Origin of the sequence: Klebsiella sp. C349492, from assembly GCF_042055345.1 — a bacterium.
In the GTDB taxonomy this organism is placed as follows: Bacteria; Pseudomonadota; Gammaproteobacteria; order Enterobacterales; family Enterobacteriaceae; genus Klebsiella; species Klebsiella scottii.
Genome location: NZ_JANQCE010000003.1, coordinates 46117 through 67096, shown reverse-complemented (window position 1 = coordinate 67096; position 20980 = coordinate 46117). Strand labels below are relative to the sequence as shown.

Genomic DNA, 20980 nt, shown 5'->3' with positions numbered 1-20980 from the left:
CTATCCGGCCTACAGCGCTTTTTGCCACACGCTCTGCGGCAGCAGATAGACCTTGGCCTCGGCCTTCATGCCATCGGTCACGATATGGTGGATGCCGCTGGTCATCACCGCCAGCGTAACGTCAAACGCGTTCAGGCTATCGCCAAAACCGGCGGTCAGGTTGAGCATCGAACCGTTGGCCATCAGGTAAACGGTTTTACCATTCATTTGATAGGCGTTGATATACGGCATCACCTCTTCATGGCTGAACTGGTGCAGGTAGCCGCAGTCAATCTCTTCCGCAACGTGGCCGACGTTAAGGATAAATACCCCGTCTTTCGCTTTATCCAGCGCGCTGCTGTTAACCACCTTTTTAGCGCCGGTTGCCGTGGCGACGACGTCAGCCGAGGCAATGGCGTCCTGCAGTTCGACGACATGCCAGCCGTCGTAAGCCGCCTGCAGGCGACGGGCAGGGTCGACTTCGGCGACCATCACCTGGCCCCCGAAGGCTTTTGCGGCGGCGGCAACGCCCTGGCCCACCAGGCCATAGCCGATCACCAGCACCTTTTTCTCATGCAGCGTGAGATGGGTGGTCTGGAAGAAGGTGTGCCAGGCGGTCAGACCGACCATGTGGCGGTTATGCAGGCCCTCTTTAACCGGCAGATCGTCCCAGTTAAAAATCGGATAGCCCGGGCGAATATCGCCCAGCCGGCTGACGCCGGAGCCGGTTGCTTCCAGCCCGGCCACGATATTGCCAAATTCGCCGCGCTGGTGGAGCAGGGTGGTGATATCGGCCCCCATTTCACACAGATGCGTCGGCCCCCAGGCGATGGCCTTTTCCCACGACTGCTGCCAGTCGACATCGCTCATATCGCGCCAGGCGCTGGCTTCTGCTCCGCGCGCGACCAGCCAGCTGACGACCTCGTCCTGTACGGTGGTCGGGTTACAGGTTGTTAAAAATACCTGCGCGCCCTTTTCCAGAATGCCCTGCACCAGCGGGATCATTTTCATATCCAGATGCATACAGCAGGCTAGTCGAACCTGGCTCAGGTCGGGAAGTGCGGCAACCTGGCGCAGAGTGCGCGGCATGTTCTGGCTGGCCCATGCCACTTCTTTCTCTAAATTAATATTATTATTCAACGTATTATGCCTTCAATCCGTAGAGTGGGTGAAATCCTGAACGAGGATGATTCTAGCGTAGTAAGGTGAAATCACATAGCCGGGGTCAATGGCTGCCGGTCAGAGGACGCGAGGGGGATAGGCATGAAAAAAACGTGGTTGTTAAAATATGGTTAAAAAAAGAAAATAAAATATAAGAAATTTATATGACCTGAGCGAGCAGTGAGATGTTAAGCGTTTTACCTTCCGCGGTGTTTTCGCGGATCCGCATTTTTATCGGCCGCCTGAAGCCTCATGCGCTGCCGGTTGCCAGAAAGCATATTCTCCTCGGCTCCATCGGCGCGGGGACGGGGCTGGCGGTCACCAGTATGTTCAGCCACTGGCTGCTGGGCGAAGTCAATCTGTGGTTTATCGCCCCGATGGGCGCCTCGGCGGTGCTGCTGTTTGGCGTACCCAGCAGCCCGCTGGCGCAGCCGTGGTCGATTGTCGGCGGCAACGTGCTGTCGGCGCTGATCGGCGTTACCGTTGGCGTGCTGGTGCCTGACCTTGCGCTGGCCTGCGGTCTGGCGGCCGGACTGGCGATTGCGGGCATGTATTTTCTGCGCTGCCTGCATCCGCCGGGCGGCGCCGTTGCCCTGACGGCCATTCTCGGCGGGGCCGGCGTACACAGCGAGGGCTATTACTTTGTGCTGACGCCGGTGCTGCTGAACTCCGCCATGCTGGCCCTGCTGGCGATCGTTTTCAATAACCTTGTTGGACGCCGCTATCCGCATCCGCTGGCGGCGGAAGAGGTGAAAAGCAAAGTGGTTCCGCTGGGGCTTTCGGTGACCCGGGAGGATATTCACGCCGCGCTGCTGGATGGTCAGTTCCTGGATATTGACGAAGATGACGTTCAGGAGCTGCTGGAAAATATCGAACAAAAAGCGCGCCGGCGCATGGCCGCTGCGCCGAGGGCGTAACGCCGCCGTCTGCGTGGGGCGGCGGTGAGCGGCTAAAGCTCGCCGGTCAGATACTGCGCCACGCCGCGGCCAAAACTCCAGTCGCCTTTTTGATTGCTCAGCACCGAAACCATCAAATCATCGGGACTCAGCCCGCAGTGTTCCTGCAGTTCGGCGAGCAGCGTCGCGTAAAACAGCTGTTTTTGTTCTTCGCTGCGTGGGCTGGTGTACACCCTGACCACCACCATCTTTTTACTTCGCGTCAGGCCTAAACCGGTGTCCTCAATCACCATATGGTGAGGCTTGTTTTCATGAACAATCTGGTAGCGATCGCGTTCCGGCACCTTAAAGGCGTGCAGTACGGCGCGGTGGGCGGCATCGAGCAGCGTTTTTATTTCATCTTCACTGCGACCTTCAATCACATCAAATGTCAGTAGCGGCATAGCAGGCCATCCTTATTATCCTGTGTACGATGAGTGGGCAAAACCGATGCTATCCAATGTGACAACGGGCAAAAACCGCTATATTTGAATTCATTGTTTTTACAGGTGAACAATCGAGATGAGCGATCCGCGCCCCGACGTTTTCTGGACCCATTTGTACTGGCTTACGGTGCTGGAAGAGCAGAAAAGCTATACCCGCGCGGCGGAAAAGCTGGCGGTGAGTAAATCGGCAGTCAGCCAGAAAATCAGCGAGCTGGAGCGGGTAACCGGCAAGACGCTGGTGCACCGGACCACCCGCAGCGTGACGCTGAGCGAAGACGGGCTTAGGCTGGTGGCGGAGCTGAATGCGCCCTTCGGCCAGCTCCGCGATATCTTTAACGGCAGCCGCGATGACGAGGGGCCGCTGCGCGGCACGCTGCGGGTTACGGCCCCGGTCGCCTTTTCCCGCCAGCAGCTGGTCCCGGCGATTACCCCTTTTCTGCACCAGCATCCGCAGCTGCAGCTGCAGCTGCAGCTGGAGGTCACCGACAGGCTGGTATCCCTCGCCAGCGAGGGATTCGATCTGGCGATTCGTCACTGTCGTCGCGAGGCGCTGCCGGATACCCATGTCGCGTGGACGCTGTGTCAGACCGCCACGCTGGTTGTTGCCTCGCCAGAGTATATCCGCCGCTTTGGCGTCCCGGACTCCCCCGATGCGCTACGCCACCACCAGTGCCTGACCTACCCGCGCGGTTCGCAAAGCCCGCAGTGGGCGTTTGAGTCTGAGGACGATCGCGCCGGGCGCGTGAGCGTCCCGGTGCGCGGCCCCTTTGCCACGAACAATAGCGAATCGCTGCGCGATGCGGTGCTGTCGGGGCTGGGGATTGCGCTATTGCCCGATTTTAGCGCCCGGGAGGCGATAGGGCGCGGAGAGGTGCAGGAGCTGCTGCCCGGCTGGCGGCCGGTGGACGTTTTTGCCGGCAGTCTGTATGTGATCCGCCCCTACGCGCCGCGCGTATCGCGGGCGGTAGAGACCTTCAGCCGCTATCTGAAAAGTAGCTTCAGCTGAGATTTTGCAGCTCGGTCGCCAGCGCCTGGCGGAAGCGGGGAAGCAGATCTTTTTCGCCCGGCAGGCGCTGCGCGAGAGTGATGGTTTTATCCGCGCGGTAAATCCGGCCGCTGCCCAGCTGTGACTCAAAATCATTGGCCGCCCGGTGTGCGGCGATCGGATCGATATCGATCAGGATCACCGCGTGCGCGAGAACGACATGACCGCGGCCCTCCGCCATCGGCCGCCAGTACTGCGCGGTACCGGCAATTTTACGCGCCTGCTCCCCATGGCCGCAGGCAAGGTTATAGCGTCCGTCGCAAAACGAGCCGCTCACCGCCTGAAAATGGGCATCGACGCCAAAGGTCGCCAGAGCGCGCTGCAGCAGACCGCACAACAACAGATAGATCGGTTCAGCGGCCTCGCCCAGCGGCTGATAGACCGGCCAGGCAAGGCTGAGATTAACAATCCCCGGCCCCTGCGGCACGAGACCACCGCCGGAGCGACGCAGCCACACCGGCCAGCCGCGCCCGGCAAAGCGTTCGCTAACGGCGGAGAGCTGGCTGAATTTTCGGTAGCTGCCGGGGACGACGAATCCCTGCGGGGCCTGCCACAGCTGGGCCAGCGCTTCGCCGCTACGGGCCCGCTCGAACAGCGGCAGCTCGGCAAGCGTCGGGTCGGCGTAGTAGTGCAGCGGCAGCTGTTGATGAATGAAGCGCTGCGGCCAGCAGGCCGCTCTGTTGTCCTGAATCATGGAGTCTCCTTATGGACGACGGTCTCCCGTCGTCCCGGGCGCTGTCAGACGTGCTGAGGCTTTTTCATCAACATGGCCGTGATGGCCGAGAGCAGGCAGCCGGCGGTCAGATAGATAGCAACGCTATGCCAGGAGCCTCCGGAGAAGGTGACCAGCGCGGCGGCGATGAAGGGCGTAAAGCCGCCTCCGACGACGCTGGCGACCTGGTAACCGACGCCGGCTCCGCTGTAGCGGTAGCTGGCGCCGAACATTTCGGTGAACATCGGCTGCTGTACGCAAACCACCATATCGTGGGCGATATTCGCCAGCATCAGCGCGAAGAACAGGATCCAGAAATAGGACTGGCTTTCGAGGGCCATAAAGAACGGGAAGCCGCTTAGCGTACCGATCAGCGCGCCGGTAATATAGATGCGCCGACGGCCAAAGCGATCCGCCAGCCAGGCGAAGCAGGGAATGGTCAGGCAGCTGATCCCGCCAACAAGCAGGCCGATGTTAAGGAACAGCTCGCGCGGCAGGCCGAGATTTTGCGTGGAGTAATTGAGGGCGAAGGCGGTCACGATATACATCGTCAGCAGCTCGCACAGGCGCAGAGCGATAATCAGCAAAAAGGCGCCGGGATGACGGAATAACGCTTCGACTACCGGCAGACGCTTTTTCGCCGGCAGGGGCAGATTTTTCTGCTGCTGACGTTCAAACTCAGCCGATTCGCTCATGCCGTTGCGGATCCACAGCGCCGCCAGCACCAGCACGACGCTGAACAGGAAGGGAAGACGCCAGCCCCAGCTCAAAAATTGTTCATTGCTGGTATTGGCGCTGATTAGCGAGACCAGGCCGGTTGAGAGCAGCAGGCCGACGCCATAGCCAATCTGGACCCCGCTGCTGTAGAAGGCCTTTTTATTCTTCGGCGCGCTTTCGACGGCAAGCAGCGCCGCTCCGCCCCATTCGCCGCCGACGGCAAAACCCTGGATCGCGCGCAGAATCACCAGCAGCACCGGCGCCCACCAGCCGATTTGATTGAACGAGGGCAGCAGGCCAATGCAGGCGGTGGCGATCCCCATCATCCAGACGGTCATCATCAGCATCCGCTTGCGCCCGAGGCGGTCGCCAAAATGGCCGAAGATAATGCCGCCCAGAGGACGAAAAAGAAAACCGACGCCAAAGGTGGCAAAGGCTGCCAGGGTGCCCATTGCCGGGCCGATCTGCGGGAAAAACTCCTTGTTGAAGACCAGCGCGGCGGTGATGCCGTAAAGCAAAAAGTCGTACCAGTCGACCACCGCGCCGGCGAAGCTGCCCCACGCCGCTCTTCGCGCGCGATGAAGTGAGTGGGCTTCCCCGACGGGGCGAGGGGATGTAAGCGTTGAGTCCATACCTGTCCTGTCAATCTGTTCTGATGTTACGTTATCGTTATTGGAATGAGACGCACTCTTAGCGGCGCCATCAAAGAGACTACCGCGCCGCCGGACGAGAGAAAAGATTTTTACCCATCGTCATGCATTAACGGCAAAAAATGTGCATTCTACGGTCAGTCATAAGCCGGCGATCGGAAGGTTCTGAAATTCGGCGTTCTTTTTTAATTGAACAGCTCACAACCTTCCGATGACATCTTTTAAGAATTGCCGTAAATGGTTTACAATTAACATATCTCCAATGTCGGAAATGGTGAGTTAAATGCGTTTACTTTTCGCAGCTTTATTTTGTTTCATGATTTTACCAAATGCATTTGCAGAAAAACTGCCCGCACCTACGGGCAAGCCCGTTTTAACCATTTCCGGTCTTATTGGAAATACAAATGAAGGAGATACCGCCGTGTTTGATCTCGCGGCATTAGAGAAGCTGGGCATGCAGACCGTGGAAACGACCACCCCGTGGTACTCAGGGAAAGTGCGCTTTGACGGAATTTCCCTTAGCAAGCTCATGGACTTAGTCGCAGCAAAGGGTCAGTCGGCGAGGGTCATCGCCCTGAATGACTATACGACGATTGTGCCCATTGATGATTTCCATAAATTCCCCGTTATTTTGGCTTTAAAAATGAACGGTGAATATATGCGGGTCCGCGATAAGGGCCCTCTGTTTATTGTTTATCCCTACGACAGCAGCCCTGATTTACAAAATCAGATCTATTATTCTCGCTCGGCGTGGCAGGTTTCGAAAATTATTATTGAGTAATAGCCTGTCCCGCCAGGCGTAATTGTTGGATAGAGTTTGGACACCGGCAGGGCTTAGGGACCAGGGCGTATACGGCGTACGCGGGGGTTTTGAGCTCTGCCCAGGAGCAAACTGATAAATAAAATAGCCTAATGGGATAGGCTCTAAGGGTTTGATCTTGAATCGAATACTCACTGCCATTATTTTGTCGCTTTTCGTTATCACCGGATACATTACCTATCTGGTGCATGAGCGACAGAGCGAGCTGCAAAAGTTGACCCGTTACACGGATTCGTGGTCAATCGCGCAGATAGTCTCTGAGTATATGCGGCTGGAAGCGCATCTAGGCTCCTATGCCCTGGGCGTCGAAGGCGTCGATCGCGATGATGTCCGGCTGCGTCTGGAGATCATGATGGGCCAGATCAAACCGCTGCAGCAGGGGGAGCCAAGTGAGTTTATTCGTAAGGATGCGGGGCGTCGGGCGACTATTGAGAGCCTGATCGCTATTCTGTATCAGCTTGATGAGCAGCTGGATACCATCACCCCGCAGCGGATAAAGCCGATTTTGCATAAGATGGGCGAACTCGACGGCCCCATGACCGGGCTGGCGTCAATGTCGCTGGCGCAGGATATTAATATCGTTAACCTGACCCACGATAAAATACAGAACCTCTATTTTATCTATTCGATAATTTCCATTCTGCTGATCACCATGTGTATTTCTTTAGGGCTGTTAATGCTGCGGCAAAATAACAACCTGCGCCGCGCCCACGTCCGCATGAAGCTGCTGGCGAACGATCTGCAGGCATCAAAAGAGAAGCTCCAGGTGCAAAACCGGCGTTTGCAATACGATGCGTACCATGACTCCTTGACCGGCATGCCGAACCGGCTCTCCTTCTGGCAAAAATTGCAGGAGATCGTCAATCAGGTTCGGCCGTACAACGGTTCCGCGGTGGTTATGCTGTTCGATCTGGACAATTTTAAGGACGTTAACGATACGCTGGGCCATGATTCCGGGGATAAGCTGCTGCAGGATCTTGCCAGCCGTCTCTCCTTTTTCCGCAAAACCTCCGAAACCCTCTACCGGCTCGGAGGGGATGAGTTTGCGCTGGTCTCCTGTGATTTAAGCGAAGAGCAGGCTCTGGCGCGGGCGATGGTTATCCGTGAAAAGATCAGCCAGCCGTATCAGGTTTATGATTCGTTGATTAATATTGACGCGTGCATCGGGATTGTTATTTCTGACCGGGAAACCCGTACCGATTATTTATACAAATGCGCCGATCTTGCGCTTTATGAAGCGAAAAAAGAGGGGTCGGGTACCGTCCAAATTTTCCGCCCCGGGATGCTGCAGCGTCTGCAGGAGAATAAGTCTTTTGAGGACGATCTGCTGCAGGCGCTCGATAACGGTGAATTCCGCGTTTACTACCAGCCGATTGCCGATACGATGAGCGGCGAGATTTATGGCTATGAAGCGCTGGTGCGCTGGTTCCATCCGGTGCGCGGCATGGTGCCGCCGACAATATTTATTCCCGTCGCCGAAAAAATTGGCATGATTAACCCGCTCGGAGAGTGGGTGCTTAAAACCGCGTGTGAGGAAGCGGCGAGCTGGTCGTCACCGCTTAAAGTTTCGGTGAACGTATCGCCCGTTCAGCTGATCAACAGTTCGTTGACCGATACCGTTATCGCGGTACTGAAGCACACGGGGCTGGACCCGCATCGGCTTGACCTCGAAATTACGGAATCAGATGTGTTTAATGAAAACACGCGCTCTTTAGAAATCCTCAGCCAGCTGCGCGAGCTGGGGATTCAAATTTCTATTGATGATTTCGGTACCGGATATTCCTCATTATCGCGCCTGAGCTATTTCCCGTTTGATAAGATTAAAATCGATCGCTCATTTGTCATTAATATTCCAGCGCAGAAAGATGATTTGGATATTGTCCGGCTGATTATCAGTATGGGTAAAAGCTTACATATGCGCATCGTGGCGGAAGGCGTCGAGACGGATGAGCAGTTAAAATCTCTCCAGCAATTAGGTTGCGATTTGGTACAGGGCTACCTGATTGGCAAACCCGGCCCGCTGAATACCGCCGGTAATAAATAGTTGAGATGCTTTATTTATCGCGGATCTGTTAATACAGATCCGCCTTGCCGTATATTCAATAAATATAATCCTTGTTGGGTATAAATAGGGGTAGGGTGAAATTTCTTAAAAAATAATACCCTCAGAGATTAAAAGGGGTATATCATATGCAATATATTTTCCCCGTTCCCGACCGTGCTCAATGGTACGGAAAGAGAGGCCGAATCATGCAGCGTATCGTTATTCCGACCCACTACGTGCATACCCGCACAACCCCGTTATGGACCAAAGAAACGGCACCGGCGTCAATCTGGCAGCGGCATCTTGATGCCGGAACGCGGCAGGGCGTTTACCCTCGTCTGGCGGTCATGCAGGGCGCTATACGCTATTATGGTTATACGGATGAAACCGCGCCTGAACCTGTTGAAACGATGACGATAGAGGCCGGCCAGTTCGGCGTCTTCCCGGCGGAAAAATGGCACCGTATTGAAGCGTTGACGGAAGATACCGTCTTTAACGTGGATTTCTACGTCGATCCTAAAATTCTGATAGAGGGATAAAGCTGAACTTATGAACAGTGAAAATAAAGGTTATTCATTAGCTGTTATTAATGGCAACAATGATGAAAAACAAGCAAAAGTCTATCTTAAACCCATGGCGCTTTATGTTCCCGATATTGCGGTTCAGGCCATAGCAGAACTTATTGGTTCACTGTCGGTGGATAACCAGCAGGGTAAAGGCTTTGTTCTGTCGGTGACGAATAATAATAACGGCGTATCGGTAGATAAAGAGTTTGCAACCCTCGTCGAATTACAGGACCCGCTCATTGCCGCCGATGCGGTAAAAGACCTGGTTAATATCGTCCGCGGCTATGAATCGGATGAAGAGACCAACGTCTGCGGCTGGTAGCCTCGGCATCGATATATCAGGCAGGCCTCCTCGATGTCTGCCTTTCCCCCGGACCGTTATCCCACCTTGCATCATTGCCCTTAGATATTGTCCCGCCAGGCTCTCTTGTTTTGCCGTTCTCTCTTGATTTTAGTAACTAACTGGTTCGTTATGTGATGGCGGTCGTATTTACCCAACGTGTTCATTTCTATAATCCTTTGTTGAGCAAACTGATGCTCAATTTAGGTGGATTTTACGTTTTTCAGGCAAAGCAAATAACGAGGTCGCTGAGATGAATCAACCCGACAGTCGCAAACTGTCCCTCAATACCGCTACGGTGCGGCAGAAATGGAAACTTAATCAGATCGTTGAGGGCTGCGCGCGGCATGAGATCCGCGGCATCGCGCCGTGGCGCGACCAGGTCCAGACGCTGGGGCTAAAAGAGTCAGCGCGTCTTATCCGCCATCATGAGCTGACGCTGAGCGGCTATTGCCGCGGGGGGATGTTTCCCGGCAGCACCGCGCAGGAGCGCCGCGATAAGGCGCTGGATAACCGGCGGGCGGTGGACGAAGCGCTGGAGCTTGGCGCGCCTTGCCTGGTGCTGGTGGTTGGGGGGCTGCCCGCAGGTTCGAAAGATTTGTCCGCCGCCAGGCAGCAGGTGCGCGATGGTTTGAGCGAACTGCTGGAATACGCGCGCCCGCTTGGCATGCCGCTGGCGATTGAACCCCTGCATCCGATGTATGCCGCCGAACGCGCCTGCGTAAATACCCTCGCGCAGGCAAACGATCTTTGCGATGAGTTAGGGGATGAAGGGCTGGGTATTGCGGTCGATTTATATCACACCTGGTGGGATCCGCAGTTTCAGCAGCAGATTGAGCGGGCGGGCGCGGGCCGGCTGCTGGCTTTTCATATTTGCGACTGGCTGGTACCGACTACGGATATGCTGCTGGATCGGGGCATGATGGGCGATGGGGTTATTGATATCCGCAGCCGTCGCCAGGCGCTGGAGGCGTTAGGCTATACGGGCCTGCATGAAGTGGAGATTTTTTCGCAGAATAACTGGTGGCTGCGGGAGCCGGATGAGGTGCTGGCGATATGTAAACAGCGCCACCGCGAATTCGGCTAAGGGAGTGATTTTCCCAGAGTCGACCGCTCTGGGAAATCGCGCTGCGCCTCAGCGCTCAGAGGCCGTAAATCGTTAGCAGATTTTGCATTCGCCGGGCCGCCAGCGGCGGATTTTGCAGCAGGCCGGCCTGGTCGGCGAGACGGAAAATTTCAGCGTAATGGCTAATCTCCCGCGCTGACTGCATTCCTCCGGCCATCGCGAAATGATGCTGATGACCGTTGAGCCAGGCCAGGAACACGATGCCTGCTTTATAATATTGCGTCGGCGCCTTGAAGATTTCCCGCGACAGGGCCACGGTAGGATCCATCAGGCGGTAGTATTCGCCGCTGTTGCCCAGCGCCAGTTCGTTAAGTGCGGCGGCGGCAACCGGGGCGATGGCATCGAAAATGCCTAACAGCGCATGTGAATAATAGCCATCTTCTCCTGCGATCAGCTCGGGATAGTTGAAATCATCGCCGGTGTACATTTTAACCTGTGGCGGCAGGCGCTTACGGAAGGCGACCTCTTTTTCCTTACTCAGTAGCGAAATCTTGATCCCTTCCACCTTATCGACGTTGTTGCCGATTATCTCAAGCACGGTATCGGCGGCGGCGTTGAAATCTGCCGATCCCCAGTATCCGCTCAGCGCGGGATCAAACATCTCCCCCAGCCAGTGAAGAATAATTTTGCCCTTACTTTGTTCAAGCAGGCGGTTATACACGGCAAGGTAGTCCCGCGGCGATTTTGCCACCGCGGCTAAGGCCCGGCTGGCCATCAGGATAATTTTACCGTCATGCTTCTCGACCAGCTCCATCTGCTCTTCATAGGCGGCGATGACCTGCGCCAGGGTTGTCGCGTCTGCCGCCGCCAGCTGATCGGTACCGACTCCGGCGGCAAGATCGGCGCCCGGTACGGTTTTCGCCTCCTTCAGAGAACGCACGATCAGCTCTTGCGCGATATGCCAGCTTACCCCCATGCCGCGCTGAGCGGTGTCCATCGCTTCGGCAATATTAAATCCCAGCCGCCACAGATGGTGGCGGTAGGCCAGCGTCGAGTCCCAGTCAATGCGCGGATTGTTCAGCCAGTCCGCGCCCTGATGGCGGGGATCGATAACCACGTGTGCTGCGGCGTAGGCAATACGATTAAACGCGGGAGTGATGGCGCAGGAACGTTCTTCCGTCGTCACAAGGCGGTAATTCGCGATGGAGCCTTGCGGCGTGGGCAGGTCGATTTTAAGCATGTTAACTTCTCCATTAAGTATCCATTTGGTTACTTTTAAGGTGTACTTTTTGCCCAGGTAAAAGTCAAGGTATTCGCGGCCAAAGTGATAACCGGAACAGCCTACTGTGATCGGGTGGCGGCCTTTACCTGCAATATTTGTCGATGAGTTAACAACAATTATTTAACGGTATTGACAGCAACATTTATCCAATGTAGTAACTATCTGGTTATTTAATTAATGCGTTTGGATGTCGCAAAAAACAGGCGGCATGAATAATAGCCGGCAGGAGAATGACCATGTATTTGACTGAAACCCATCAACAGATCCGCGAAATGACCCGTAAGTTTGCCGACGAAGTGATTCGGCCCCAGGCCGAAGAGCTGGACAGAGAAGAGCGCTTTGCCGCCGAGATCTATCAACAGATGGGTGAACTGGGATTGTTTGGTATCACCGTTCCGGAAGAGTATGGCGGCGTTGGGCTGGATGCTGTCGCCTACGCTGTGGTGATGGAAGAGCTGTCGCGCGGCTATGCCTCGATTGCCGATCAGTGCGGCCTGGTGGAGCTGCTGGGGACGCTGCTGTCAAAATATGGTAACGATCCGCAACGCGCCCAATGGCTGCCTGGGCTGCTGAACGCGTCGCTGAAAGGGGCCTATTGCATCACTGAGGCCGGCGCCGGCTCTGACGTTTCGGGAATTAAAACCACCGCCACGCGCACCGAAGAGGGCTGGGTGCTGAACGGCAGCAAGCTGTGGATCCATAATGCGCCGGTCGCCGATGTGGCCTTCGTCCTGGCGCGCACAGATAAGGAAGCCGGTCACCGCGGTATGAGCATCTTTATTGTCGACTGCTCGCGCGACGGCGTTTCGCGCGGCGCTAAAGAGCACAAGATGGGCCAACGCTCGTCGCAGGTCGGCGAACTGCACTTCAGCCAGGTCAGGCTGCCGGCGGACGCGCTGCTGGGGCCGGAAAACCGCGGCTTCCATATTATGATGAGCGTGCTGAATAAAGGGCGGGTGGGGATTGGCGCGCTGGCGGTAGGCATTGCGCGTGCCGGTCTCGAAGCGGCGATTGAGTATGCGAAACAGCGCGAACAGTTTGGCAAGCCGATTGCTGATTTCCAGGGCGTGCAGTTTATGCTGGCAGATATCGCCAAAGATACCGAAGCCGCTCGCCTGCTGGTGCATAGCGCGGCGTATAAAATTGATACCGACGCCCCGGATACCTCGATTGCCTGTTCAATGGCGAAATGTTTCGCGGGCGACGCTGCGGTACAGCACAGCGGCAACGCGGTACAGATTTTTGGCGGCGGCGGCTATATTCGCGGCGTGGAGGTGGAGCGTCTGTACCGTGATGCCAAGATAACCCAAATCTATGAAGGAACTAACCAGATCCAGCGCATGATTATCGGCCGCAATTTGCTGGCGTAACGCCCGTCGCCCGCAGACACGGTACCTTAACCGGGATAAGGCTGATCACCTCAGGTGACCAGCCTGTTTTTATGGTTTCGTGGGCTGGCATGATGCAGGTAAATGGTGAATCCGACGTTTTTCCCATACCCGCTGCGGGTGAAGGGTACGGAGAAGCGTTTCGCCCGCCCCATGACCCCGGCATATGCGATGGGGGAGGCCGAGCGGAGGCAAAGAAAACCCCGGCGCTGCCGGGGTGGGGAACAGATCACATATTCGGGTAGTTGGGGCCGCTGCCTCCTTCGGGCACCGTCCAGAGGATATTCTGCAACGGGTCTTTGATGTCGCAGGTTTTACAGTGCACGCAGTTCTGCGCGTTAATCTGTAATCTGGGCTTTCCCTCCGGGGCGATAATTTCATAAACGCCCGCCGGGCAATAACGCTGCGCCGGCTCGGCAAAACGCGGCAGCGTTTCCCGCACCGACAGTTCGGCGTCTTTGAGCTTGAGATGGCAGGGCTGATCTTCATCGTGGGACGTATTTGCCAGATACACGGAAGAGGGCTTATCAAAGCTCAGCTGGTTATCCGGCTTCGGATAGCTAATGGGCGTGCTGCGTTCGGCCGTATTCAGCTGCAGGTGATCCGCCCTGCGGTCGTGCAGCGTGAACGGCAGCTTTCCTTTAAACCAGTTCTGATCGATATAGTTAAGTGCCCCGCCTGCCAGCGTACCAAAACGGTGCAGCAGCGGACCGAAGTTACGCGACTGCCGCAGCTCTTCCCCCAGCCATGATTCGCTAAACGCCTGCGCGAAATCATCCAGCTCCCGTTTCTCATCGGGGGCTTGTACCAGCGCCTGATAGACCGATTCGGCGGCCAGCATGCCGCTTTTCATCGCCGTGTGGCTGCCCTTAATCTTGGCGAAGTTGAGCGTTCCCGCATCGCAGCCAATCAGCAGCCCGCCGGGAAAATGCATTTTGGGTAGCGCATTGATGCCCCCTTTGGTGATGGCGCGCGCGCCGTAGCAGAGACGCTTTCCGCCGCTGAGGGTTTGGCTAAAGGCCGGGTGATGCTTCATGCGCTGAAACTCATCGAACGGACTTAAATAAGGGTTGCGGTAGTTAAGATCGACAATCAGCCCGACGACAACCTGATTATTCCCCGTATGGTACAGAAAGCTTCCTCCCGACGCGCCTTCGCTCAGCGGCCAGCCGGAGGCGTGGATAACCTCTCCGGGCCGGCTTTTTTGCGGGGCGATCTCCCACAGCTCTTTTATCCCCAACGCGTAGTGTTGCGGATCGCGGCCGGCATCAAGCTGATAGCGGGCGATCAGCTGTTTGCCGAGATGGCCGCGGCAGCCTTCGGCAAAAAGGGTATATTTCGCCAGCAGGTTCATGCCTGGCGTAAAGCCCGGCTTCTCTTGCCCTTCGGCATTGACGCCCATATCGCCGGTGGTGATACCGGCGACGGCGCCCGCATCGTCGTACAGGATGCTGGCGGCGGCAAAACCGGGGAAAATATCCACCCCCAGCGACTCTGCCTGGCGGGCCAGCCAGCGGCAAAAATCCCCCAGGCTAATGACGTAATTACCGGCGTTATGCATCGGGGCAGGGATAAAAACCGCCGGGATCTTCCACGCTTTTTCGCCATCGCGCAGCAGCAAGAGCTCATCTTGCGTTACCGGAGTCGCGAGCGGCGCGCCGAGCGACTGCCAGTCGGGAAAAAGCTCCTTGAGCGCCCGGGGTTCGAAAAGCGCCCCGGAAAGAATATGCGCCCCAATCTCGGCGCCTTTTTCAATGACGCAAACGCTCAGCGGGCGCTGTTCCTGCTGCGCCATCTGCATCAGCCGGCAGGCTGCCGACAGCCCGGCAGGACCGCCACCGACGATGAGGACGTCAAATTCCATCGTTTCACGTTCCACCATAACCTCCATCTTTCGTTGCCTGCCCCTTGCTCATCAGAGTTTCGCCACCAGCTGCGGCACAATCTCGAACAGATCGCCCACCAGGCTGTAGTCGGCGATTTTGAAAATGGGCGCCTCTTCGTCGCTGTTGATGGCCACGATGACCTTGGCATTACTCATTCCCGCCAGGTGCTGAATCGCGCCGGAAATGCCCACCGCGATGTAGAGCTCCGGCGCGACAATTTTGCCTGTCTGCCCGACCTGCAGATCGTTGGCGACCATCCCGGCGTCGACCGCCGCGCGCGATGCGCCGACGGCGCCGTGCAGTTTGTCGGCAAGCTGTGCGATCAGCGCAAAGTTTTCGCGGCTGCCCAGCGCGCGACCGCCGGAGACCACCACGCGGGCGGTGGAAAGCTGAGGGCGGTCCGATTGCGCCAGCTCTTCATGAATGAAGCGAGAAACCGGTGGATTATCGACGCGGCTGATGTGCTCAATCGGCGCGGAGGATTCGCTTTTTTGCGCCGCTGGAAAGCTCGAGACGCGCAGGGTCAGCACCGTCAGCGGGTCGAGACTCTCGACGGTGGCGATGGCGCTGCCCGCATAGATGGGGCGTTTGAACACGCTGGCGCTGACCACCGCAATCACGTCGGAGATTTGTGCGACGTCGGCGAGGGCCGCCACGCGCGGCAGGATGTTTTTGCCGTTTGAGGTGGCGGCGGCAAGGATGTGGCTGTAACCCTCGCGCAGGGAGAAGATCAGCGCGGCGACGTTTTCGGCCAGCTGGTTTTTAAAGACGCTATCGTCGGCGAGCAGCACCTTCGTCACGCCTTCAATGCGCGCCGCCTGTTCCGCGACCGTACGGCATTTTTCGCCCGCCACCAGCAGCGTAATCTCGCCGCCCAGCTCCCGGGCGGCGCTCACCGCGTTATAGGTTACCGCGTTGAGCTGGTTATTATCATGTTCAACAAGGAGTAAAGTCGCCATATCAAATCACCTTCGCTTCGTTTTTGAGCTTGTTCAGCAGTTCATCGACGCTTTCGACACGCACGCCGGCCTCGCGCGCTGGCGGGGCCTCGACCCGTAACAGCGCCGTATGCGGGCGTAATTCAAGGCCGAACTCCTCTACCGGCAGGATAGCGAGCGGCTTCTTTTTGGCCTTCATCATGTTGGGCAGGGAGGTATAGCGCGGCTGGTTAAGACGCAGGTCGGTGGTGATAATCGCCGGCAGCGTCAGCGAAACAATCTGCAGGCCGCCGTCAATTTCACGGGTGACGATGGCCTGACCATCCTCAATGCGTAGTTCAGCGGCAAAGGTTCCCTGCGGGTAGCCGCACAGCGCGGCGAGCATTTGCCCGGTCTGGTTGTTGTCGCCGTCAATGGACTGTTTCCCCATCAGGATCAGCGACGGCTGTTCCTGCGCGACGACTTTCGCCAGCAGTTTTGCCAGATTGAGCGGTTCGAGGGACTGGCCGGCGGTGATGAGCAGCCCGCGATCGGCCCCCATTGCCAGGGCGCTGCGCAGCTGCTCCTGGGCCGCGTCATCACCGATGGTTACCACCACAATTTCGCTGGCGATGCCGAGCTCTTTCAGGCGAATGGCTTCTTCAACCGCAATTTCGCAGAACGGGTTGAGCGCCATTTTCGCGTTGGTCAGATCAACCTGGCTGCCATCGCTTTTGACGCGGATTTTAACGTTATGATCGACAACGCGTTTAACGGGGACGAGAACTTTCATCGTGACCTCTCGGAATGTTTTCTCTGTTCATCTCGCTTTAAGTAAATAACTATTTAGTTATTTATTCAATCGATTTTTGCCCATGAGCAGAAACATGGGCAGCAATTTGTGATCAGTGCGACGCGATAATCAGATCGCTGGCTTTCTCGGCAATCATGATGGTGGGGGCATTGGTGTTAGAGCTGACCAGGCTTGGCATCACCGACGAGTCCACCACGCGCAGCCCTTCAATGCCGCGAACGCGCAGCTGAGTATCGACGACCGACAGCTCATCGACGCCCATTTTGCAGGTGCCGACCGGGTGATAGCAGGTGCGCGCAAACCGGCGAATGTACTCTTCCAGATCTTTATCACTTTGCGCTTCGTGTCCCGGCATATGCTCGCGGCGAATATACGGCGAGAAGGCGCTTTGCTGCATGATATCGCGCATCAGCTTGCAGCCTTCGATCGTCATTTTCATATCGTAAGGATCGCTGAGATAGTTCGGATCGATAAGCGGGGCGTCGCTGGCGTTCGCCGTGCGTAAAGCGACCCGGCCGCGGCTGCGCGGACGCAGGAAATAGCTATTAATCGTCACGCCGGAGCCGGACGGCACCGGTTCGATACCGGCTTCCACGCCGGCTCCGGCCAGGAAGTGAATTTGGGTATCCGGATTTATCGACTGCTTATCGGCGTACCAGAATGCTCCGCCTTCGACGATATTCGAACATACCGGACCTTTGCGGAACAGCAGATACTCCAGCCCCGCCCACATCATCCAGTGCGTCTTTTTGTACTTGTCATAGCTCAGGGCGTTGCCGAGCTCAAATATCAGATCGATGCCCACGTGGTCCTGCAGGTTTTCGCCCACGCCCGGCAGGTCGGCCGCGACCGTAATCCCTTTTTTGGTCAGTTCATCCGCCGCGCCAATTCCCGAAAGCTGCAGCAGTTTAGGCGAGCCGATCGCCCCGGCGCTGACGATAACTTCGCAGCTGGCATGCAGCCGCTGCTGCTTGCCATCCTGGTAAATCTCCACGCCGACGGCGCGCTGGTTATCGATAATCAGCCGGGAAATATGGCAGCCGGTCTTAATGGTGAGATTGCTGCGCCGGCTCGCGTCCTTCAGATATCCCACCGCCGCGGAGCAGCGGCGGGCATGGCGGGTGGTGGTCTGATACAGGCCGCAGCCGGCCTGGGTGGCGCCGTTGAAATCAGGGTTGTAGGGCAATCCCGCCTGCTGGCAGGCTTTACTGAAGGTTTTACTCATCAGGTTAGCGCTGACCGGGCTGGAGACGCCGAGCGGACCGCCGACGCCGTGCCAGGCGTTTGAAAAGGTATCGTTATCCTCGGATTTAATAAAATAGCGCTGGATATCGGCAAATGACCAGCCGTCGCAGCCCTCATCCGCCGCCCAGCGGTCGTAGTCCGCTGGGGTGCCGCGGGTGAACACCTCTGCGTTGATAGAGCTACCGCCGCCCAGTACCCGCCCTTGGGCAAACAGCAGCTCACGATTGCCCAGCTGGGGCTGGGGCACCGTTTTATAGCCCCAGGTCAGCGGCCCGGAGGTGAGTTTGCTAAAACCGACCGGCAAGTGGATGTAGGGGTTGCTGTCCTTTGGACCAGCCTCAACCAGCAGCACTTTACAGTGGCTATTTTCACTTAAGCGCGAGGCAAGGACGCTGCCCGCCGAACCGCCGCCGATAATAATGTAGTCGTACATGTCTGATCCTCTGCCAAAAATCATTCAGCGAGCCATTTGGCGCGCTTGCCCAACTGGATATGCACGGATTTAATTTCGGTATATTCATCCAGACCATAGCTGCCGCTTTCGCGTCCGATGCCGGATTGCTTAAATCCGCCTGAAGGCAGTTCAGGACCGCCGGCAATAGTGGTATTCACCCACAGCCTGCCCGCTTTAAGATCGCGGAATCCCTGCACCGCATGATCGAGGTTCGAGGTCCAGATGCTGGCAGCCAGCCCGTAGCAGGTATCGTTGGCAATTCTGATAGCTTCTTCATAGCTGTCGAACGGGGTGACGCAGAGTACCGGGCCGAAGATCTCTTCGCGGAAAATCGTCATCTCCGGCGTCACATCATCGAAAATAGTCGGTTCGATAAACAGCCCGCAGCCGGCGTTAACCGCGCTGCCGCCGGTGAGTAGCGTTGCGCCCTCATTTTTGCCCTGTGCAATATAGCTGAGCACGGTCTGGTAGTGCTTTTCGGTGATAATCGCGCCAATCTGGGTACTTTCATCCAGCGGATCGCCGCTGCGCACTCTTCGCGCGCGCTCAACCAGCTTCTGGCAGAAATCCTTATGGATTGAACGCTCAACCAGCAGGCGGCTGCCGCTGACGCAGCACTGGCCGGTATTAAACAGGAAACCAAACAGCGTACCGTCCAGCGCGGCGTCGATATCGGCATCGGCAAATACCACCTGCGGGTTCTTGCCGCCCAGCTCCAGCCCAAGACGCTTAATGTTTTTTGCCGAAGCGTGCAGCGCCATCTGGCCGACGGCGGTAGAGCCGGTGAAGGAAACCATATCAACGTCGGCATGTTCGGTAAGATGTTGACCGACTATCGAGCCGCTGCCGGTGACGACGTTAAATACGCCGTCGGGCAGGCCCGCTTCTTGAAGAATGCCGGCCAGCAGCAGGGTCGTGCCGGAGGTGATCTCAGCGGCTTTCGCCACCAGCGTACAGCCCGCCGCCAGAATGTAGGGGTAGCGTTCCGCGCCGATAAAGAAAGGAAAGTTCCACGGGGTGATGACGCCGACGACGCCGATGGGTTCGCGGGTCACCAGACCCAGCATGCTGTCGCCGAGGTTATTAAAGCTGTCGCCCTTGACGCTGCGCGCCAGACCTGCGGCATATTCCCAGATATCCGCCGCCCCCTGGATTTCTCCCCGGGACTGGGCGATCGGTTTACCGGTTTCAAGCGTTTCCAGCAGCGCCAGCTCGTCCAGCTTCTCGCGGATCAGCTGCGCGGTTTTCAGCAGTACTGCCGCCCGCGCCGCGCCGCTAATACGCGACCACTTCCCGCAGTCAAAGGCTTCTCTGGCCGCCTTTACCGCATCATCAACGTCTTCAGCGGTGCCGGCAGGATAGCTGCTGACGACAATATCGTGAGCCGGGCTTTTACGCACAAAGTTTTCGCTGCCGTGGCCTGCGGTCCATTTGCCATTGATGAACATCTGAAACTCGCGTGCTTTTTCGGGCAGCAAAGCGTGGTTAACGTCTACAGGGCGAAATGTATTACTCATAATTCTCTTCCCATCGTTCATAGCATTTCTTACCGCACGGTAAGAGCCGGTGTGTGATCGTTGTCATCCTGCCCTCAACGTGATGAGTGCTGACAGGATGAGTTGGGTTTGTTTGCGTTTAACTTGATGTTTTAAAAGATTTATGTATTATATATATAACTATATGGTTACATATGTTAGCACGCTGTTTTTCGATTGGATAAGGAAACGCCAGCCCTTGTAATGAAATTGTTAAGCGGCTAGCAGAAAGGAGAACAGCCAAAAATTTTTCTTGATTTCCTCCAATGAGTAAGGATTAATCATCAGCCAGATCCGCAACCAAAACGATGTAATGACTAAATCAGCTTCTGAAAAAACAGTGCAGGTCCGTGACCCTATTGCGACACAAAATCGGATCCTCAAAGCCGCGAAACGAGAGTTTGCGCAAAAGGGACTCGGCGGGGCGCGCATTGACGTTGTCGCTGAAAAAGCAAAGTCAAATAAACGCATGATTTATCACTACTTTGGTAGTAAGGAGCAGCTTTTCCAGAAAGTTGTTGAAGACTCCTACCTCGATATTCGTGCGGCGGAAAAAAAATTAAATCTTGAAAAGCTGGAGCCGCAAGAGGCGGTTGAAGCGCTGGTCCGCTTTACCTGGAACTACTACCTGAAAAATCCGGAATTTCTGACGCTGGTCAACAGTGAAAACCTGCATCGCGCCGTGCATCTGAAAAAGTCGGTGGCGATCAAATCAGCGCAAAAATCGATGGTTGCCCTGATGGAGAATATTCTTCAGCGCGGCGTGGAGCAGGGCGTGTTCAGGGCCGGCGTCGATCCTGAGCAGCTGGTGATTACCATTGCGGCGGTTAACTACTATTACTTTAATAATAAATATACCGGCGCCATTCTGTTCGATCGTAATTTCATGGACGCTGATTCCCTTCAGCAGCGCCTTGATTTCAACGTCGAAACGATAATGCGGATATTACAGCCCTGATACCCGCATTACCCTCACGA

At 56.5% G+C, this 20980-nt stretch carries 19 protein-coding genes; 9 read left to right on the top strand and 10 right to left on the bottom strand.

Annotated elements, in window-relative coordinates; all coding sequences use genetic code 11:
- Positions 1–9: 9 nt before the first annotated feature.
- Entirely contained in the window at positions 10–1119 is a 1110-nt protein-coding gene (locus NWP14_RS13020) for an adenosylhomocysteinase (protein ID WP_375215444.1), read from the bottom strand.
- A 206-nt stretch (positions 1120–1325) separates the two neighbouring features.
- Between NWP14_RS13020 and NWP14_RS13015 the strand changes: the two genes are divergently transcribed.
- On the top strand, positions 1326–2057 hold the full coding sequence (locus NWP14_RS13015; RefSeq protein WP_331834637.1) for an HPP family protein: 732 nt from the start codon (positions 1326–1328) through the stop codon (positions 2055–2057).
- A 32-nt stretch (positions 2058–2089) separates the two neighbouring features.
- Here NWP14_RS13015 and NWP14_RS13010 read toward each other — a convergent pair whose 3' ends face one another.
- Positions 2090–2479 (bottom strand): tautomerase family protein, encoded by a 390-nt coding sequence (locus NWP14_RS13010; RefSeq protein WP_375215443.1) that lies wholly within the window; start codon positions 2477–2479, stop codon positions 2090–2092.
- A gap of 118 nt (positions 2480–2597) precedes the next feature.
- On the opposite strand from NWP14_RS13010, the gene NWP14_RS13005 reads away from it, so the two are divergent.
- Positions 2598–3527, top strand: a complete 930-nt coding sequence (locus NWP14_RS13005) for a LysR family transcriptional regulator (protein ID WP_375215442.1) — start codon at positions 2598–2600, stop codon at positions 3525–3527.
- Here NWP14_RS13005 and NWP14_RS13000 read toward each other — a convergent pair.
- Positions 3520–4260 carry a lipoate--protein ligase family protein gene (locus NWP14_RS13000; RefSeq protein ID WP_375215441.1) on the bottom strand — a complete coding sequence of 247 codons (741 nt, stop codon included), beginning with the start codon at positions 4258–4260 and terminating at the stop codon, positions 3520–3522. The genes NWP14_RS13005 and NWP14_RS13000 overlap by 8 nt on opposite strands.
- Before the next feature lie 44 nt (positions 4261–4304).
- On the bottom strand, positions 4305–5627 hold the full coding sequence (shiA, locus tag NWP14_RS12995) for a shikimate transporter (protein WP_375215440.1): 1323 nt from the start codon (positions 5625–5627) through the stop codon (positions 4305–4307).
- A 301-nt stretch (positions 5628–5928) separates the two neighbouring features.
- Between shiA and NWP14_RS12990 the strand changes: the two genes are divergently transcribed.
- From NWP14_RS12990 to NWP14_RS12970, 5 genes are all read left to right on the top strand, one after another.
- A complete protein-coding gene (locus tag NWP14_RS12990) occupies positions 5929–6426 on the top strand; it encodes a molybdopterin-dependent oxidoreductase (protein WP_095100968.1) in 498 nt (165 codons plus the stop codon).
- A 157-nt stretch (positions 6427–6583) separates the two neighbouring features.
- Complete coding sequence (locus NWP14_RS12985) at positions 6584–8509, top strand: bifunctional diguanylate cyclase/phosphodiesterase (protein ID WP_095100970.1); 1926 nt, start codon at positions 6584–6586, stop codon at positions 8507–8509.
- A 206-nt stretch (positions 8510–8715) separates the two neighbouring features.
- Complete coding sequence (locus NWP14_RS12980) at positions 8716–9048, top strand: DUF1971 domain-containing protein (protein WP_041146340.1); 333 nt, start codon at positions 8716–8718, stop codon at positions 9046–9048.
- A gap of 10 nt (positions 9049–9058) precedes the next feature.
- The gene (locus NWP14_RS12975) at positions 9059–9397 is read left to right on the top strand and encodes a DUF1869 domain-containing protein (RefSeq protein WP_375215439.1); all 339 of its coding nucleotides are present in this window, start codon (positions 9059–9061) and stop codon (positions 9395–9397) included.
- A gap of 271 nt (positions 9398–9668) precedes the next feature.
- Complete coding sequence (locus NWP14_RS12970; protein WP_331834632.1) at positions 9669–10502, top strand: sugar phosphate isomerase/epimerase family protein; 834 nt, start codon at positions 9669–9671, stop codon at positions 10500–10502.
- A 55-nt stretch (positions 10503–10557) separates the two neighbouring features.
- Here the strand turns inward: NWP14_RS12970 and NWP14_RS12965 are convergent, their stop codons facing one another.
- The gene (locus NWP14_RS12965; RefSeq protein ID WP_331834631.1) at positions 10558–11721 is read right to left on the bottom strand and encodes a dihydrodipicolinate synthase family protein; all 1164 of its coding nucleotides are present in this window, start codon (positions 11719–11721) and stop codon (positions 10558–10560) included.
- Between the two features lie 278 nt (positions 11722–11999).
- Here NWP14_RS12965 and NWP14_RS12960 point away from each other — a divergent pair, with 278 nt between their 5' ends.
- Positions 12000–13133 (top strand): acyl-CoA dehydrogenase family protein, encoded by a 1134-nt coding sequence (locus NWP14_RS12960; RefSeq protein ID WP_095100979.1) that lies wholly within the window; start codon positions 12000–12002, stop codon positions 13131–13133.
- 247 nt (positions 13134–13380) lie between these two features.
- Here NWP14_RS12960 and NWP14_RS12955 read toward each other — a convergent pair whose 3' ends face one another.
- The 5 genes from NWP14_RS12955 to NWP14_RS12935 all read right to left on the bottom strand — a co-directional run bounded on the left by NWP14_RS12955 (position 13381) and on the right by NWP14_RS12935 (position 19984).
- Positions 13381–15042 (bottom strand): electron transfer flavoprotein-ubiquinone oxidoreductase, encoded by a 1662-nt coding sequence (locus tag NWP14_RS12955; protein ID WP_375215438.1) that lies wholly within the window; start codon positions 15040–15042, stop codon positions 13381–13383.
- 24 nt (positions 15043–15066) lie between these two features.
- Positions 15067–15996: an electron transfer flavoprotein subunit alpha/FixB family protein gene (locus tag NWP14_RS12950; RefSeq protein ID WP_095100983.1), complete on the bottom strand. Its 930-nt coding sequence runs from the start codon at positions 15994–15996 to the stop codon at positions 15067–15069.
- Position 15997: 1 nt separating this feature from the next.
- The gene (locus tag NWP14_RS12945; protein WP_095100985.1) at positions 15998–16747 is read right to left on the bottom strand and encodes an electron transfer flavoprotein subunit beta/FixA family protein; all 750 of its coding nucleotides are present in this window, start codon (positions 16745–16747) and stop codon (positions 15998–16000) included.
- A gap of 112 nt (positions 16748–16859) precedes the next feature.
- Positions 16860–18446 (bottom strand): FAD-dependent oxidoreductase, encoded by a 1587-nt coding sequence (locus NWP14_RS12940; RefSeq protein ID WP_331834627.1) that lies wholly within the window; start codon positions 18444–18446, stop codon positions 16860–16862.
- 20 nt (positions 18447–18466) lie between these two features.
- Positions 18467–19984 carry an aldehyde dehydrogenase family protein gene (locus tag NWP14_RS12935; RefSeq protein WP_095100989.1) on the bottom strand — a complete coding sequence of 506 codons (1518 nt, stop codon included), beginning with the start codon at positions 19982–19984 and terminating at the stop codon, positions 18467–18469.
- A gap of 331 nt (positions 19985–20315) precedes the next feature.
- Here NWP14_RS12935 and NWP14_RS12930 point away from each other — a divergent pair, with 331 nt between their 5' ends.
- Positions 20316–20960: a TetR/AcrR family transcriptional regulator gene (locus tag NWP14_RS12930; protein WP_076945629.1), complete on the top strand. Its 645-nt coding sequence runs from the start codon at positions 20316–20318 to the stop codon at positions 20958–20960.
- Positions 20961–20980 lie beyond the last annotated feature (20 nt).

What these genes read in the sequence shown, in the direction of transcription:
- NWP14_RS13015 (WP_331834637.1), top strand. Translation starts at nt 1,326, where the DNA reads ATGTTAAGCGTTTTACCTTCCGCGGTGTTTTCGCGGATCCGCATTTTT.
- NWP14_RS13010 (WP_375215443.1), bottom strand. Translation starts at nt 2,479, where the DNA reads ATGCCGCTACTGACATTTGATGTGATTGAAGGTCGCAGTGAAGATGAA.
- NWP14_RS13005 (WP_375215442.1), top strand. Translation starts at nt 2,598, where the DNA reads ATGAGCGATCCGCGCCCCGACGTTTTCTGGACCCATTTGTACTGGCTT.
- NWP14_RS13000 (WP_375215441.1), bottom strand. Translation starts at nt 4,260, where the DNA reads ATGATTCAGGACAACAGAGCGGCCTGCTGGCCGCAGCGCTTCATTCAT.
- shiA (WP_375215440.1), bottom strand. Translation starts at nt 5,627, where the DNA reads ATGGACTCAACGCTTACATCCCCTCGCCCCGTCGGGGAAGCCCACTCA.
- NWP14_RS12990 (WP_095100968.1), top strand. Translation starts at nt 5,929, where the DNA reads ATGCGTTTACTTTTCGCAGCTTTATTTTGTTTCATGATTTTACCAAAT.
- NWP14_RS12980 (WP_041146340.1), top strand. Translation starts at nt 8,716, where the DNA reads ATGCAGCGTATCGTTATTCCGACCCACTACGTGCATACCCGCACAACC.
- NWP14_RS12975 (WP_375215439.1), top strand. Translation starts at nt 9,059, where the DNA reads ATGAACAGTGAAAATAAAGGTTATTCATTAGCTGTTATTAATGGCAAC.
- NWP14_RS12970 (WP_331834632.1), top strand. Translation starts at nt 9,669, where the DNA reads ATGAATCAACCCGACAGTCGCAAACTGTCCCTCAATACCGCTACGGTG.
- NWP14_RS12965 (WP_331834631.1), bottom strand. Translation starts at nt 11,721, where the DNA reads ATGCTTAAAATCGACCTGCCCACGCCGCAAGGCTCCATCGCGAATTAC.
- NWP14_RS12960 (WP_095100979.1), top strand. Translation starts at nt 12,000, where the DNA reads ATGTATTTGACTGAAACCCATCAACAGATCCGCGAAATGACCCGTAAG.
- NWP14_RS12955 (WP_375215438.1), bottom strand. Translation starts at nt 15,042, where the DNA reads ATGGAGGTTATGGTGGAACGTGAAACGATGGAATTTGACGTCCTCATC.
- NWP14_RS12950 (WP_095100983.1), bottom strand. Translation starts at nt 15,996, where the DNA reads ATGGCGACTTTACTCCTTGTTGAACATGATAATAACCAGCTCAACGCG.
- NWP14_RS12945 (WP_095100985.1), bottom strand. Translation starts at nt 16,747, where the DNA reads ATGAAAGTTCTCGTCCCCGTTAAACGCGTTGTCGATCATAACGTTAAA.
- NWP14_RS12940 (WP_331834627.1), bottom strand. Translation starts at nt 18,446, where the DNA reads ATGTACGACTACATTATTATCGGCGGCGGTTCGGCGGGCAGCGTCCTT.
- NWP14_RS12935 (WP_095100989.1), bottom strand. Translation starts at nt 19,984, where the DNA reads ATGAGTAATACATTTCGCCCTGTAGACGTTAACCACGCTTTGCTGCCC.
- NWP14_RS12930 (WP_076945629.1), top strand. Translation starts at nt 20,316, where the DNA reads ATGACTAAATCAGCTTCTGAAAAAACAGTGCAGGTCCGTGACCCTATT.